Genomic DNA, 13971 nt, shown 5'->3' with positions numbered 1-13971 from the left:
GCGCTACGGAACACGCTGCAAGGGCTCATGCAGTTTCCAGTCGCGCCTTCACCAGATCGAGGATGACCATATGGAAATCCTCGATAAAAAAGTGATGCCAGAACCGCGCATAGGCACCCATCCCGGAACTGTCCCGCGTGCGTGTCGTCAGAACGAGACGCGTCCGTCCCTTCCCCAAGGGCTCCAACAGATAACCGCCGTTCAGCACATCGACATATTTTCCGCCAATTTTCACATGCGGGTCCTCGATCCCCTCGGCGGCCCAGCCCTCCGGGAATTCAAAGCGCCATTCGATCCGCCGATCCGGCTCGATGCGCGTGATCCGCTCCAGGAAATGCACCTTCGGCCCCCAGTACGAATGCCGCGTCACCCCGTCTTCTTCGACCAGCCAAAGCGCCTCCGTCGGCTTCGGCACGCCCAAAAGATGCGAGGCGCGCGTGTCGATCTCCTCGGGGCGGATGTCTCGGATCTCCTTGATGAAATCGAACACATCTCCCACCGGTGCCGCGATCTCGATCGTGTTCGAAATCGTGTAGAACTGCGGCTCGGTCGGAATCTGATCGAGCCCCCAAACCGCCAGAAGCGGCAGGAGATAGACACCTGTGGTGGTCTTGCGATCGGCCTTGACCCGCTGAATGGTCACCGCGATCACGCCTCCCAAAAGACCTGCGCCCAGAATCGGCACACAGGCCATGGCGATACAAATGAACCCTTCCAGACCGGAAATCCGCGAGAGGGCCAGGCTCGCAATCATCACGATCACGACCCATGCCATCGCCCCCATGAAGCTTTTGAACGCGCCTTTCGGGCGAAAGGCGACCATCACCCCACCGGCCACGAAGGGAAAGCCCAGAAGAAAGCTCAGGCTGACCAGATCCTTGCCGGTGGAGAGGGTCACAAGATAGACCGCCATCATCCAAGCAACGAGGACGATCAGCGGCAGGACACTTTTTACAAACCGCACAATCCGTTTCCTCTCAGGCGTTCAAGACACTTCTGCAAAGCTCACATCGCGTGCTCTTTGGGCGGCATGGCAAAGGTCATCTGCGCCTGCGCCAGAACCCGGTCCGAGCCGGGATTGCGGATCGTGACGCTGCCGGTCGACAGGGTGCGCCCGAGCTTGAGCACCCGCGCCTCGCCCAGAAGCGGCTGATCGGCGGCAGGTTTGCGCAGGAAGTCGATATGGGCATTGGTCGTCGCCGCCATGGCCACATCGCCCGCTTGCGAGAGGATCGCGAAGAAAAACGCCACATCCGCCAGAAGGAACATGGTCGGCCCGGACACCGTGCCGCCGGAGCGGATATGCCCGGCCTCGGGCGTCAGGCGCAGGGTGAGGGCGTCCTCACTCACGGCGTCGAACGCGAAAAGCCGCGCCAGATCGCCGAAATCCCGCGCCAGAACCGTTTCCAGCGCGGTTTTGTCCATCAAAAGCGCCATCAGAAGCCGTAAATCCCGGCAAATTTCTCTTCGAGATAGTCCAAAAGCGGCGCTTCCGAGGGTTCGAACCCACAGGCATGCACGATGGTGTCACGCGGCGCGCGCAGACCGCCGAACTGTTGCAGGTGATCTTTCAGCCAACCGGTCGCACCAGAGGTATCGCCCTGCACCAGTTGCGCATCGAGATCCGGAATGTCGTCCCGCAGCGCCTTGTGCAGACAGCCGGCATAGACATTGCCCAGAGAATAGGTCGGGAAATAGCCGAACAGCCCCACCGGCCAGTGCACGTCCTGCAAACAACCGTTGGAAATCTTGTCGACCTTGACACCGAAATCCGCCTCGAACCGGCTGTCCCAGGCCTCCGGCAGGTCCTTGATCTCAAGAGATCCGTTGATGATCTCGCGCTCCAGATCGAAGCGCAGAAGGACGTGGAGGTTATATTGCACCTCATCCGCCTCAGTGCGGATATAGCCCGGCGTGACGCGGTTGACCGCGGCATAGAAAGCCTCCGCCGTGTCGATGCCGATCTCGCCGAACATGTCCCGCATCTGACCGAAGAGATATTCGGTGAAGGCGCGCGAGCGGCCCAGTTGGTTTTCGTAAATCCGCGACTGACTTTCATGCACGCCCATGGAGACGCCCGCCCCCAGCGGGGTCAAAAGATAGTCGCGGCAAATATTCTGTTCGTAGCACGCATGTCCGGTCTCGTGGATCGTCGAATAGATTGAATTGAGCGGATCTTCCGGGTTGGTGCGCGTGGTGATGCGGGTGTCGAGGCCAGACCCCGAGGAGAACGGATGCACCGCCTTGTCGATCCGGCCATGGTCGAAATCGTAACCGAAGGCCCCGGCGAGAATGCCGGTCAGCGCCATCTGCTTGTCTTCGTCATAGGTGCCAGTCAGACCCTTGGGCTGATCCGCCCCCATGATCTTGTCGCGCAACGCCACGAGACGCGGACGCAGCGCGCCGAACATCGCGTCCAACTCCGCGCCGGACGAGCCCGGTTCGTAATCCTGATGCAGCGCGTCCCAGAGATCGGCGTGATCCGTGCCCTCTTTGAGAGCTGCCGCCTCTTCCCGGCGCAGCTTGACCACCTCTTCAAACGTGGGTGCGAAATGGTTGAAATCGTCGCGCGCGCGGGCTTCGGCCCAGATGCCCTGCGCGACCGAGGTCACGCGCGCCAGTTCGGCGGCGAGATCGGCGGGCACTTTGGTGTTGCGCGCATAAGAGCGGCGGCTGTGACACACCAGCGCCCGGCCGAAGTCATCGAGACCGCTCTCGTCGATCTGTGCCAGCCACTCGCCCAGTTGCGGATCCACCCGACGGGCGTGCAACACGCTCTCGATGGCGGCGAATTCCTCGCCGCGTTGCTCGGCGGCGCCGCGCGGCATGACGGTTTCCTGATCCCACGACAGCCGCCCGGCGATCTGGCCGAGGGCTTCGGTGGTGCGAACGTGGGCGAGAAGGTCGTCGAAAGCACTCATGGTTTGCCTCACAGATGTCTCAAGATTAAACGGAACGGACGGATTGCGGTTGCGGATATTGCGACAGGAAACGGGCGCGGGAAATCGCCACGAACAGCGCCACCGCGCCGACCTGATGCGCCAGACCAAGCGCCAGCGGCGCGCCATGCACCAGCGTGGTGATGCCGAGGATCACCTGCAAGAACAGCACGGCGGCCATCAGGGTGAAGGCGCTCGCGGTCGCCCGGTTGGCGGATTTGCGGCCCTTGAGCCAGGTCACGATGCCGTAGATGAACAGGAGATAGCCCGCCATCCGGTGCAGGAATTGCACCAGCGCCGGGTTCTCGAAGAAATTGCGCCACAGGGGCTCGATATAGAACGGATCGGGCGGCAGAACCTGCCCGCCCATCAGCGGCCAGTCGGTATAGCCGCGCCCGGCGTCGATACCCGCCACCAGCGCGCCCAGAAGGATTTGCAGAAAGGCGAAATGCAACATGCCGGTGGACATGCCGAACAGCTTGGCATCCTTCGCGCGCCGGGCCTGCATCAGCTCCGGCTCCGTGCGGCCCAGAAGGAACACGTACCAGGCGATGAAACCGAGAATAATGAAGGCCAGACCAAGGTGGATCGCCAGCCGGTAGGACGCCACATCGAGCCGGTCGCCGGTCAGCCCGGAGGACACCATCCACCAGCCGATCGCGCCCTGAAGACCGCCCAAAGCGCCGATGAAGATCAGGCGTTTGTGCCAGCCGGTCGGGACCTTTTTCGCAACCGCAAAACGCACATAGCCCAGAAACCAGACAAGCCCGATCACCCGGCCAAGGTTGCGATGGCCCCATTCCCACAAGAAGAGCGGTTTGAATTCCGACAGGGTCATACCTTCGTTTTGCAGCCTATATTCAGGAGTTTGTTGATATTTCTCAAAAGCCACCTGCCAGTCAGCCGCAGTCATTGGCGGCAAGGCCCCCATCACCGGTTTCCATTCGGTGATCGACAACCCGCTGTCGGTCAGACGGGTCAGCCCGCCCACCGCGATCATCGCCATGACCAGCGCGAAAATCACGATGAGCCAGGCCCGGATGCCCTTGCGTGCGCCACCGCGCCCTTTTTCGATCAACCCGCCCTTTGGCGTCTCCTTCGGCTTCTCATTGGTGCCGACGTCCTCGAAAATGCTGCGTTTTGTGGCCATATTGCGCCTCTTGTCATTGCCTGCGCAGACCCTAGGCAGAGCGAAGCCGGAGGGCAAGCGCGATAGCGCCGATCCGGGGGCGAAACCCCGCCGCCTCACGGAAATGCGAGGGCAGCAACGGGAACCCCGCCCCACCGTCGCCGCGTTCCCTCCGTGACCTGACAAAAAGGAGATGTCTCATGACAACCCGACGCACCATTTTTGCCACCGCCCTCCGTGTCACGATGGGGGCCGCCCTCATCGGCACCCCGATCATGGCTGCGGCCCAAACCCACACCGCCCCGTCTCAGACGGCGGTGCAGGCCGATTACGTCGTCAAACCCGGCGTGTCCCTCAATGCACGCAGCGGCCCCGGCACAGGCTACCGCGCCGTCACGACATTCGCCCCCGGCACGCCGCTGACCGCGCTCGAGAGCTCCCGTGGCTGGATAAAGGTCTCGGCCCATGGCGCCGCCCCGCTCTGGGTATCCGCCGCCTATCTCGACCCAGCGCCCCAACCGCAGGGCCTCAAGGTCATCCCGCAGGCGAAACCGGACCCGAGCAAACCCGCCTTCGAGGGCAGCTATCCTCTGGTGATCCGCCAGTAAGCCCGCAGCGCCGGTTTTACACTTTCGGGAAAAGCAGGGGCGCCCTGCTTTTTCTTTGCGGGGGCGACGGAAGCCTCGCCCTCAATCGTTTGAGATCAGGAACGGCAACCGTCTGGCGGTCTGAGCAGAAAGGACACTCACCATGCAACTCACCCCGAAAACCTTTGCCGCGCTGGCTTTGAGCGCACTTATGGTGGCCGTCCCCGTCGCGAGCTTTGCCCAAGGTCAGCCACAACAACAGCAACAGGCACAGGGTCAGTATTACGTCAAACCCGGCGTCACCCTGAACGGCCGCTCCGGCCCTGGCACAGGCTATGGCAAGGTGTCTGCGCTGAAAGCCGGCACGCAGCTCCAGATCGTCAAGAAACAGGGCGACTGGGCTCAGGTGAAGACCGATGGCGGCACACTGTTGTGGGTCTTCCTGAACTACCTGACACAAACCGCGCCACAGGCGCAGAAAGCCGCACCGCAAGCCCACAAACCGGCGCAGCAGCAACCGCAGCAACCTCCGCGCCCGTAAAAGGCACTCGAAGCGATATGACACCATCCAAAAGCGCGGGGTTCCCCCGCGCTTTTTTCATGTTGCTCCAGATAACGGTTGCGCAAGCTCCGGAAATCACTACCGTCCCCCCGCATTCCAAAGAAAATGATCAATACGATCGTGAAGAGTAGAAAAAGGTTAGAACATGCGTGGAACCATTCTCAATTTTGACGCCCAGACGAGCACCGGACTGATCAGCGGCGAAGACGGGCAGCGATACGATTTTTCCGGCACCGATGTGGCCGAACGGTTCGAGCGGGTGCGCGATGGCGTCACTGTTGATTTCCAGACAAGCGACAGCCGCGCCACGAGCATTTACCCGGTGATCACCCAAAGCAGCGGCCAGATCGGCAACAAGAACAAGATCGTCGCCGGTCTGCTCGCCATCTTCCTCGGCGGTCTCGGCATCCACAAATTCTATCTCGGCTATAGCAAGGCCGGCGTCATCATGCTGCTCTGCTCGATCCTCGGCTTCATCCTGCTCGCCATCCCGACCCTGATCATTTACGTCATTTCTCTGGTCGAGGGGATCATCTACCTGACCAAAACGGACAGCGAATTCTACGAGACCTACGAGGTCGGCAAGAAATCCTGGTTCTGATCTGAGCCTTGAGTGCACCGCAGGGCGCACCTGACAACATTCCTGAGCGCGGGGATTACCCGCGCTCTTTCCAGCGCCGCATCTGCCGCATCATGCCGTGGAACACCTGCACGTCGGATTTCGTCAGCGGCATGCGCGACCACAGGTTCCGAAGCACCATCTTCATCCCGTCGGCTTTTTCCGGCGGAAAGAAGAACCCGGCCTCGTCCAGCACCGTCTCATAATGATCGCCGAGCTTTTCCACCTCGATGTGGCCTGCCCAGTCCGTCTTGGCCATTTCCATGACCTCGGGCACCGCCTCCGTGGTCTGACGCCCCCATTCGTAGGACATCAGCAAGACCGCCTGCGCAAGATTAAGCGAAGCAAACTCCGGGTTCACCGGCACGGTCACGATGGCATTGGCCTCGACCACATCCTCGTTCTCAAGCCCTGCGCGCTCCGGCCCGAACATCACGCCGACCTTCTTGCCCTCAGCCACCAAGGCACGGGCATGTTCCATGGCACGCTCGGGCGTCATGACAGGTTTGGTGATCCCGCGCATTCGCGCCGTGGTGGCGAACACGTAATCGCAATCAGCCACGGCCTCGCGCACCGTCTCGAAATGCCCGGCCTCGTCCAGAAGACGCCCGGCCCCCGAGGCCATGGCCACCGCTTTCGGATTGGGCCAGCCATCTCTGGGGGCCACAACCCGCATCCGGTCGAGACCGAAATTCCACATCGCCCGCGCAGCGCCCCCGATGTTCTCGCCCATTTGCGGACGCACGAGGATCATCGCAGGGGTGATGAGTGCGGGGTTCGGGTCTTTGGGCGCGGACATGCGATATTCCTTTGCAGTTTCGCGCGGGATAACGACATTTGCCCCAGCTCGCAAGGCTTCCCCCCGCCCCCGCCTTAGGCTATAGCGGGCAAAACTCCACCCGAGGTGCCAAGATGTCCGAGCCGCAAAAAGAACTGCCGCAGATCTACCTGCTGACGCCGACCGCTTTCGAGCCGGAAGACTTCGCGCCTAAACTCGCCGCCGTCCTGGACGCGCATGAGGTGGCCTGTGTGCGGCTGGCACTGGCCTCCAAGGACGAATATGTGCTGGGCAAAGCGGCGGATGCCTGCCGCGAGGTGTGCCACACGCGTGATGTGGCGATTGTGATCGAGAGCCATGTGGCTCTGGCCGAGCGCCACGGGCTCGATGGCGTGCATCTCACCGACGGCGCACGCTCGATCCGCAAGGTACGCAAGGTGCTGGGCGATGACGCCATCGTCGGCTGTTACTGCGGCGCTTCGCGCCATGACGGCCTCACCGCGGGCGAGATCGGCGCGGATTACATCGCCTTCGGCCCCGTCGGCGAGACCGATCTGGGCGACGGCACGCAAGCGCCGCGCGATCTGTTTGACTGGTGGTCGCAGATGATCGAAGTGCCGGTGGTGGCCGAAGGCGCGCTGACGGTTGAGATCGTCAAAGAGCTGACCCCCGTGACCGATTTTTTCGCCGTGGGCGATGAGATCTGGGGCGCGGAAGATCCGGTGGCGGCTCTCGGCGCGTTGATCGCGGCGATGGGGTAAGGTCGTAAGGCCTGTCCGAAACGAAATGGTCATTCGCCGTCTTGCATGCAAATCATTGTGATGCGACAAACCCTCAAAGCCAAAGACGCCTTTCCATGGACGATAAAACCCTCATTTGGGCGCACGCCTGCCTCAATGGCGAGATCACATCAGGAATGAGGATGGTCGCTCTTAAAGTCTCCGGTCAGCACGTTACTTTCCGCTATTATTTAGATCATGAGCCGACAGACTTCGTTCGGGAAAGAGCCGAAATCGTGGCCGTTAATTTCGACGCAGGGCTCAGTTCCGCTCTGGAGAAGTTGGAGATTGAGTTCGTACATTCCAAGGAACGAATGAGCAAACTCGAAACTCTCGATACGGTTCTGTTTTGCAGATGGGAGAATGACCTAGTGGGCACAACGCCAGATTTCTAGGAACGTTCACACATCCACATACTCCACCGGAATCTCCGGCAACCCGGAGCGCACCGCCGCTTCGCAGCGCGCAGCCATCTCCTTGCGGTCCTTGACGTCCTTCACCGCGATCGGCTCGTGGAATATCACCTCCACCGCGCCTTGCGGCTTGGCCTTCAAAACCTGCACAAGCGAGGGCCCGAATTCCATTTCGCCCCACCAGCCATAAAACCGCACATCTTCGCCCTCGGGCGCGACATAACGCGCGGTGACCGGCTGAATCCAAACCTCGTCGCGCAACTCAGGCGTAAAGAACGCCGCGAAAAGCGTTGGCTTGAACGGTAGAACCCGGAGGCTGTCGCTCGACGTGCCTTCAGGGAAAAACAAAAGCTTATGGCCCATATGCAGCCGCTCCTCGAACAGGCGCTTCTGTTCGGCGGCCTCCTTGCGATCGCGGTTGATGAACACCGTCCCCGTAGCCTTGGCCATGGTGCCAATCCCCGGCCAGTTCGCCACCTCCGCCTTCGAGACGAAGAAAATCCGCTGCACGGCATTGAGGACGAAAATGTCGAGCCAGGTCGAATGGTTGGCCACCACCGCGCCATGATGGGCCATCGGTTGCCCCTTGACGGTGAGCCGCATCCCCATGAGACGCAAGGCGTTGCGCGACACAAAGCGCGGGAAGACCGAGGACCACGGCCTGCGCTTGCCGACCAGAACCGCCTCGACAGCACGAGTCGCCAGCATCAGCACCATGCAGATCAGGATCATCAACACGATGGGCACGCCCCGGCGGATCGCACGCCATGTGCCCCATGTCACCGGATTGGGCGGTGAGGGAGGAATGCGGCTTTCCCAAAGCGGGCCGTTCTGCGCGCTCATGCGCCAAGACCTTTGGTGTACATCGCGCGCTGGCGGGGCGAGATCATCGCCGTGTCGAGGATCAAAAGCACGTCGACCGTGTTGAACACCTCGTCGACAAACGCCCCCTCGCCGACCGTGCCGCCAAGCCGCAGATAGGCCTTGATCAGCGGCGGGATCGCCAGCATCGCACGCTTGCGGTCGATCTCTTCGAGGGGCACCAGATCCATGCTCTGGAAATGCTCCGGCAGGCTCCGCGCCCGCAGCGCCTCGGGGGCGAGGTGGTTGTGATGCAGCCAGGACAGCGCCTCGGCATGGCGGCGCACATCGGCGCCAAAGAACGAGGCCGTGCCGAACAAAACGTCATAGCCCTCCTCGATCACATATTTCGCCAGCCCGGCCCACATCTCGAACAACGCCATGCCGCCGCGATAGTCTTTCGCCACACAGGAACGCCCCAGTTCCAACAAACGCTTGCCGGAGGCTTTCAACGGTGTCAGATCGTATTCGCCCTCGGAATAAAACCGCCCGAGCTCGGCCGCTTTCTCACCGGGCAAAAGCCGGTAGACCGCCACGCATTGCTCCAGAGGGTCCTCGGAACGCGCCGGGTCAATCAGCATCAGGTGCTCGTAATCCGGGTCGAACCGGTCCGCCTCGAGCTGGGCCGCGTGATCGACCATTTCGCCATCCGAGCCGAGTTCCTCGACGAACACCCTATAGCGCAGCCTCTGCGCCGCCCGCAGGTCGACAACGTCACGGGCAAATCTCAACTGAAACGGCAATTTGTGATCTTGCGACTTGTCACTCTGCGACGGGGCGGCGCTCATATGGATCTCACTGTTGGTGGGCGGGTTTTAAGGTTTTGTTGATTTCAATGCAACAGAATGCCGTCAACCCCTGCCGGAACATTCACGCAAAGGTTGTAAGGTATGCCTGCATGCGCGACCATAGGGTGCAATCGGGCCTGAAGGCCCTCAGTCGAACACAGGGAGGAGCGCGACCCGCCGGCTGTCGATCACGATCTTGCCGGCATGCTGGAACATCACCGTGATCTTGCCATTGATATTGGACTGCACCTGGCCAAGCCCCCAATCCGACTGAGACGGATGGCGCACCATCTGCCCCGGTTCCAGCATCGCGTTGAGATCGTCCATGAAAGCGCCTTTCGCAAATTTCCAAACCCGGAGACCCTATGACCCAAGACCTGACCCGAGACATCGCCGCCATGATCGGTTCCCGCATCTGCCACGATCTGATCAGCCCGGTGGGCGCGATCTCGAACGGTGTGGAATTGCTGGCGATGTCCGGCGTCGGTTCCGGCCCCGAGCTTAGCCTTATCTCCGAAAGCGTGGAGAATGCAAACGCCCGCGTGAAATTCTTTCGCATCGCTTTCGGCATGGCCTCAAGCGGTCAGATGACCTCGCGCACCGAAATCGCAGGCATCCTCAAAGCGGTCTCGACGACGCGTCTGAGCTATGACTGGACGCCCACGGAAGACCTGCCGCGCGAGGAGATCAAGCTCGCCTGCCTCATGCTCATGTGTCTCGAGACCGCCCTGCCCCGCGGCGGTGTGATCAAGATCGGCTACACCAACGGCCAATGGCAGGTCCGCGCCTCCGCCCAGCGTCTGGAACCCGCCCCCGATCTCTGGGCCCGTCTAGGGTCGGTGACGGCACCGCAGGGGCTCAAACCCTCCGATGTGCAATTCCTTCTGGCCCCGATGCAGGCCGCCGCTCTGGGCCGCCGCATCACCCACAGCTCGGGCGATGGGGTGATCTCGCTTCTGGCCTGAGATTTTTTAACCTGAGACTGTCAGCCTGAAACAGAAAAAGGCGCGCCGGTCTTGCGCGCCTTCCTTCATCCTTCATTGCAGCTCAAATACTCAAGCCCCGTCAGGCGCGCACGGCCCCGTCCGAGGTCACGAGATATTTGAAGCTGGTCAGTTGCTCGGCCCCCACCGGGCCGCGGGCGTGCATCTTGCCCGTCGCAATACCGATCTCCGCCCCCATGCCAAACTCGCCGCCATCGGCGAATTGCGTCGAGCTGTTGTGCATCAGGATCGCGCTGTCGAGCCGGGAGAAGAATTTTCCCACGTTCTCCGGCGTTTCCGTCAGGATGCAATCGGTGTGCGACGAGGAATAGCGCTGAATATGCGCGATGGCCTCATCCACATCCGCCACGACTTTCGCGGCGATGATGCTGTCGAGATACTCGCGGCCCCAGTCTTCTTCCGTGGCGGGCGTCACCGCCTCGACCATGGCCTGCACCGCCGCATCGCCCCGTACTTCGACACCTTTGTCGACCAGCGCCGCGACCAGATCACGACCCAGCGTGTCGGCAATATCCCGATGGATCAGCAGACATTCCGCCGCGCCGCAAATCCCCGTCCGACGGGTTTTCGCGTTGAGCACAACCTTCATCGCCTTCTCCGGATCGGCGGAGGCGTCGACGAAAACATGCACGATGCCTTCGAGATGCGCGAAAACCGGCACGCGGGCCTCGCGCTGCACCAGACCGACAAGCCCCTTGCCACCGCGCGGCACGATGACGTCGATGTAATCGGTCATATGCAGCATTTCGGTCACCGCCGCCCGGTCGCGGGTCGGCACGCGTTGGATCGCATCTTCGGGCAGACCCGCCGCGCGCAGCCCCGCTTTCAGGCAGGCATGGATCGCGCCGGAGCTGTGAAAGCTCTCAGAGCCGCCGCGCAGGATCACCGCATTCCCGGCCTTCAGGCACAACGCGCCCGCATCCGCCGTCACATTCGGGCGGCTCTCATAGATCACGCCGATCACCCCCAGAGGCGTGCGCACGCGCTTGATATGCAGCCCGTTCGGACGGTCCCATTCGGCGATCACATCGCCCACGGGGTCTTTCTGCGCCGCGATGGCTTTCAAGCCGTCGATCATGCCCTGAATCCGGGCTTCATCGAGCTTCAGCCGGTCCATCATCGCATCTGTCAGGCCCTTTTCGCGGCCAAAGGCGAGGTCTTTCTCATTTGCTTCGATGATCTCGGCACGGGCCTCCCAAAGGGCTTCCGCCGCCGCCAAAAGCGCCTGCTCCTTGGCCTCGCCCGACGCCGTCGCCAATTCCCGAGCCGCCGCTTTCGCGCGCTGGCCCAGCTCTTTCATCATCTGTTTCACGTCAATATCGGTCATGTCACCAAATCGTCTCTATGGATCAAGGCGGCCCGGCCGGGATAGCCGAGGATCGCCTGTATGTCTTCGGAATGTGCGCCCTTGATGGCTTCTGCTTCCTCGGAAGTGTAGCGCGACAGCCCGAGCCCGATGCGCGCCCCGTCAGGCCCGAGCACCACGACTGGTTCGCCGCGGCCAAAATGGCCCACAACCTCCTCGACGCCGACGGGCAACAGGGATTTTCCTTTGGCGAGCGCCGTCACGGCACCTGCGTCGATATAGATCTCGCCCTTGGGCTTCATCGCACCGATCCAGCGCTTGCGGGCGTGATCCGGATCTTCGGCGGCGACGAACCAGGTCGCCCGCGCCCCATGTTCCAGCGCTTTCAGCGGGCGGTCTTTCGAACCTTCGGTGATCGCCATGGTGCAGCCGCCATGGGTCGCGGTCTTGGCCGCCATCACCTTGGTCTTCATGCCGCCTTTCGACACGCCCGACACGGGATCGCCCGCCATCGCCTCGATCTCCGGGGTGATCTCCCGGACCATCGGCAGATGCACGGCGTCGGGATCGACCGCCGGGTTCGCGGTATAAAGCCCGTCGACATCGGACAAGAGCACCAGCCGGTCCGCGCCCACGGTCACCGCAATATTGGCGGCCAGACGGTCGTTGTCGCCGTAGCGGATTTCATCCGTCGCGACGGTGTCGTTCTCGTTCACGATGGGCACCGCGCCAAGGCTCAAAAGCGCATCGAGCGTGGCACGCGAGTTGAGATAGCGGCGGCGATCCGCGCTGTCCTCAAGGGTCAGAAGGATCTGCGCCGTGGTGATGCCATGCGGCTCCAACACCTCCTGATAGGCGCGCGCAAGGCGGATTTGCCCGACAGAGGCCGCCGCCTGCGACTGTTCCAGCGGCAACTCGCCCGAAGCCAGATGCAGGATCCCCCGCCCAAGGGCGATGGAGCCCGAGGACACGAGGATGACATCCGCGCCCTGCGATTTGAGCATGGCAACGTCCTGCGCCAGACCTGCGAGCCACTGTGTCCGCAACTCGCCACGCTCCACCAGAAGCGCCGAGCCGATCTTGATCACGATGCGTTGCGCACCGCTGAGAGAGGCGGTCAGGGGTGCCACGCTTCGTCTTCCTCATCGCCCTCTTCGGCCTGTTTGATCCGAAGCCGGTCCATCGAAATCTCCGCCTTGAGCGCGCGGAGCACCGTATCGACGCCCTCTTTCGAGACACCGGACATGGTGTAGACCCGCCCGCCCGAGGCCTCTTGCAAGGCGCTCAGTTTCTCCTCGACTTCCTCTTCCAGAAGGCTGTCGATCTTGTTGAGCACGGTCACCCGCGGCTTGTCGCCGAGGATATGGGAGTAGTTGTTGATTTCGGTGATGATCGTCTCGTAATCCGACACCACATCCTCCGACGTGCCGTCGATCAGGTGCAACAGCACGGCGCAACGCTCGACGTGGCCGAGGAAGAGATCGCCCAGACCCCGTCCCTCGGACGCGCCTTCAATCAGGCCGGGAATATCGGCCACAACGAATTCTGCGCCGTCGATGCCGACCACGCCGAGGTTCGGGTGCAGCGTCGTAAACGGGTAATCCGCAATTTTCGGCCGCGCATTCGAAGTCACCGACAGGAAGGTCGATTTGCCCGCGTTCGGCAGCCCCAGAAGCCCCGCGTCCGCGATCAGCTTGAGCCGAAGCCAGATGGTGCGGTCGATGCCGGGCTGGCCGGGGTTGGCCTTGGCGGGCGCCTGGTTGGTCGAGGTCTTGAACCGCGCGTTGCCCCAGCCGCCGTTGCCACCTTTGGCAAGCACGAAATTCTCGCCCACCTCGGTCAGATCGGCGATCACCGTTTCCTCATCCTCATCAAGCACTTCCGTGCCCGAGGGGACGCGCAGGATGATGTCGTCGCCATCCTTGCCGGTGCGGTTATTGCCCATCCCGGCCTGGCCGTTCTGGGCGAAGAAATGCTGTTGGTAGCGGAAGTCGATCAGCGTGTTCAGCCCGTCGACCACCTCGATGATCACCGAGCCGCCCTTGCCGCCGTCGCCACCGTTCGGCCCGCCGAATTCGATGAATTTCTCACGCCGGAAGGACACACATCCATTCCCGCCGGAACCGGAACGGATGTAAACCTTGGCAAGATCGAGGAATTTCATAAGTCTTGTCCTTTGCTGCCCCGCCCGATGTGTTCAGGCCCG

17 protein-coding genes are annotated in these 13971 nt (G+C 62.0%); 6 read left to right on the top strand and 11 right to left on the bottom strand.

The window, feature by feature from the left end:
• Positions 1-25: 25 nt before the first annotated feature.
• Genes NH195_RS00495 through ctaA form a run of 4 tightly spaced genes read right to left on the bottom strand, consistent with a single transcriptional unit; the run spans position 26 to position 4089 of the window.
• Complete coding sequence (locus NH195_RS00495) at positions 26-964, bottom strand: SRPBCC family protein (RefSeq protein WP_238379665.1); 939 nt, start codon at positions 962-964, stop codon at positions 26-28.
• A 41-nt stretch (positions 965-1005) separates the two neighbouring features.
• Entirely contained in the window at positions 1006-1437 is a 432-nt protein-coding gene (locus NH195_RS00490; RefSeq protein ID WP_066701572.1) for a PaaI family thioesterase, read from the bottom strand.
• Positions 1437-2921, bottom strand: coding sequence for a carboxypeptidase M32 (locus tag NH195_RS00485; RefSeq protein ID WP_066701570.1), 1485 nt, complete (start codon positions 2919-2921; stop codon positions 1437-1439). The genes NH195_RS00490 and NH195_RS00485 overlap by 1 nt, the downstream gene beginning before the upstream one ends.
• Positions 2922-2946: 25 nt before the next feature.
• Positions 2947-4089, bottom strand: a complete 1143-nt coding sequence (ctaA, locus tag NH195_RS00480; protein ID WP_066701568.1) for a heme A synthase — start codon at positions 4087-4089, stop codon at positions 2947-2949.
• A gap of 179 nt (positions 4090-4268) precedes the next feature.
• On the opposite strand from ctaA, the gene NH195_RS00475 reads away from it, so the two are divergent.
• The 3 genes from NH195_RS00475 (at position 4269) to NH195_RS00465 (ending at position 5818) form a co-directional block, all read left to right on the top strand.
• Positions 4269-4676 (top strand): SH3 domain-containing protein, encoded by a 408-nt coding sequence (locus NH195_RS00475; RefSeq protein WP_066701566.1) that lies wholly within the window; start codon positions 4269-4271, stop codon positions 4674-4676.
• Between the two features lie 142 nt (positions 4677-4818).
• Positions 4819-5196: an SH3 domain-containing protein gene (locus tag NH195_RS00470; protein WP_066701564.1), complete on the top strand. Its 378-nt coding sequence runs from the start codon at positions 4819-4821 to the stop codon at positions 5194-5196.
• A 166-nt stretch (positions 5197-5362) separates the two neighbouring features.
• Positions 5363-5818 carry a TM2 domain-containing protein gene (locus NH195_RS00465; protein WP_066701562.1) on the top strand — a complete coding sequence of 152 codons (456 nt, stop codon included), beginning with the start codon at positions 5363-5365 and terminating at the stop codon, positions 5816-5818.
• 55 nt (positions 5819-5873) lie between these two features.
• On the opposite strand, the gene NH195_RS00460 is transcribed toward NH195_RS00465, so the two are convergent.
• Positions 5874-6635: an RNA methyltransferase gene (locus NH195_RS00460; protein ID WP_066701560.1), complete on the bottom strand. Its 762-nt coding sequence runs from the start codon at positions 6633-6635 to the stop codon at positions 5874-5876.
• A gap of 113 nt (positions 6636-6748) precedes the next feature.
• On the opposite strand from NH195_RS00460, the gene NH195_RS00455 reads away from it, so the two are divergent.
• Positions 6749-7375: a thiamine phosphate synthase gene (locus tag NH195_RS00455; protein ID WP_066701558.1), complete on the top strand. Its 627-nt coding sequence runs from the start codon at positions 6749-6751 to the stop codon at positions 7373-7375.
• A gap of 95 nt (positions 7376-7470) precedes the next feature.
• Positions 7471-7788 (top strand): MafI2 family immunity protein, encoded by a 318-nt coding sequence (locus NH195_RS00450; protein WP_066701556.1) that lies wholly within the window; start codon positions 7471-7473, stop codon positions 7786-7788.
• Between the two features lie 6 nt (positions 7789-7794).
• Here NH195_RS00450 and olsA read toward each other — a convergent pair whose 3' ends face one another.
• The 3 genes from olsA to NH195_RS00435 form a co-directional block, all read right to left on the bottom strand.
• Positions 7795-8649, bottom strand: coding sequence for a lyso-ornithine lipid O-acyltransferase (gene olsA / locus NH195_RS00445; RefSeq protein WP_066701554.1), 855 nt, complete (start codon positions 8647-8649; stop codon positions 7795-7797).
• Entirely contained in the window at positions 8646-9455 is an 810-nt protein-coding gene (gene olsB / locus NH195_RS00440; protein WP_066701553.1) for an L-ornithine N(alpha)-acyltransferase, read from the bottom strand. Before olsB ends, olsA begins: the two co-directional genes overlap by 4 nt.
• A 147-nt stretch (positions 9456-9602) precedes the next feature.
• Positions 9603-9782 carry a DUF3553 domain-containing protein gene (locus tag NH195_RS00435; protein WP_066701552.1) on the bottom strand — a complete coding sequence of 60 codons (180 nt, stop codon included), beginning with the start codon at positions 9780-9782 and terminating at the stop codon, positions 9603-9605.
• A gap of 38 nt (positions 9783-9820) precedes the next feature.
• Here NH195_RS00435 and NH195_RS00430 point away from each other — a divergent pair, with 38 nt between their 5' ends.
• Entirely contained in the window at positions 9821-10420 is a 600-nt protein-coding gene (locus NH195_RS00430) for a histidine phosphotransferase family protein (protein ID WP_066701551.1), read from the top strand.
• Between the two features lie 100 nt (positions 10421-10520).
• On the opposite strand, the gene NH195_RS00425 is transcribed toward NH195_RS00430, so the two are convergent.
• The 3 genes from NH195_RS00425 to obgE are packed head-to-tail and all read right to left on the bottom strand — an operon-like array spanning position 10521 to position 13929.
• On the bottom strand, positions 10521-11786 hold the full coding sequence (locus NH195_RS00425) for a glutamate-5-semialdehyde dehydrogenase (RefSeq protein ID WP_066701550.1): 1266 nt from the start codon (positions 11784-11786) through the stop codon (positions 10521-10523).
• Complete coding sequence (gene proB, locus NH195_RS00420) at positions 11783-12895, bottom strand: glutamate 5-kinase (protein WP_096804670.1); 1113 nt, start codon at positions 12893-12895, stop codon at positions 11783-11785. Before proB ends, NH195_RS00425 begins: the two co-directional genes overlap by 4 nt.
• Complete coding sequence (gene obgE / locus NH195_RS00415) at positions 12883-13929, bottom strand: GTPase ObgE (protein ID WP_066701548.1); 1047 nt, start codon at positions 13927-13929, stop codon at positions 12883-12885. The genes proB and obgE overlap by 13 nt, the downstream gene beginning before the upstream one ends.
• Positions 13930-13971: the final 42 nt, after the last annotated feature.

Origin of the sequence: Celeribacter ethanolicus (assembly GCF_001550095.1) — a bacterium.
Taxonomy (GTDB): Bacteria; Pseudomonadota; Alphaproteobacteria; order Rhodobacterales; family Rhodobacteraceae; genus Celeribacter; species Celeribacter ethanolicus.
Note: the sequence above shows the minus strand (reverse complement) of the source record. Positions and strands in the feature narration are given on the sequence as shown.

Excerpts from the sequence above, each read along its gene's own strand:
- ctaA (WP_066701568.1), bottom strand. The coding sequence starts at position 4,089 with ATGGCCACAAAACGCAGCATTTTCGAGGACGTCGGCACCAATGAGAAG.
- olsA (WP_066701554.1), bottom strand. The coding sequence starts at position 8,649 with ATGAGCGCGCAGAACGGCCCGCTTTGGGAAAGCCGCATTCCTCCCTCA.
- NH195_RS00465 (WP_066701562.1), top strand. The coding sequence starts at position 5,363 with ATGCGTGGAACCATTCTCAATTTTGACGCCCAGACGAGCACCGGACTG.
- NH195_RS00485 (WP_066701570.1), bottom strand. The coding sequence starts at position 2,921 with ATGAGTGCTTTCGACGACCTTCTCGCCCACGTTCGCACCACCGAAGCC.
- NH195_RS00460 (WP_066701560.1), bottom strand. The coding sequence starts at position 6,635 with ATGTCCGCGCCCAAAGACCCGAACCCCGCACTCATCACCCCTGCGATG.
- NH195_RS00475 (WP_066701566.1), top strand. The coding sequence starts at position 4,269 with ATGACAACCCGACGCACCATTTTTGCCACCGCCCTCCGTGTCACGATG.
- NH195_RS00430 (WP_066701551.1), top strand. The coding sequence starts at position 9,821 with ATGACCCAAGACCTGACCCGAGACATCGCCGCCATGATCGGTTCCCGC.
- olsB (WP_066701553.1), bottom strand. The coding sequence starts at position 9,455 with ATGAGCGCCGCCCCGTCGCAGAGTGACAAGTCGCAAGATCACAAATTG.
- NH195_RS00470 (WP_066701564.1), top strand. The coding sequence starts at position 4,819 with ATGCAACTCACCCCGAAAACCTTTGCCGCGCTGGCTTTGAGCGCACTT.
- NH195_RS00450 (WP_066701556.1), top strand. The coding sequence starts at position 7,471 with ATGGACGATAAAACCCTCATTTGGGCGCACGCCTGCCTCAATGGCGAG.
- NH195_RS00490 (WP_066701572.1), bottom strand. The coding sequence starts at position 1,437 with ATGGCGCTTTTGATGGACAAAACCGCGCTGGAAACGGTTCTGGCGCGG.
- NH195_RS00435 (WP_066701552.1), bottom strand. The coding sequence starts at position 9,782 with ATGGACGATCTCAACGCGATGCTGGAACCGGGGCAGATGGTGCGCCAT.
- NH195_RS00455 (WP_066701558.1), top strand. The coding sequence starts at position 6,749 with ATGTCCGAGCCGCAAAAAGAACTGCCGCAGATCTACCTGCTGACGCCG.
- obgE (WP_066701548.1), bottom strand. The coding sequence starts at position 13,929 with ATGAAATTCCTCGATCTTGCCAAGGTTTACATCCGTTCCGGTTCCGGC.
- NH195_RS00425 (WP_066701550.1), bottom strand. The coding sequence starts at position 11,786 with ATGACCGATATTGACGTGAAACAGATGATGAAAGAGCTGGGCCAGCGC.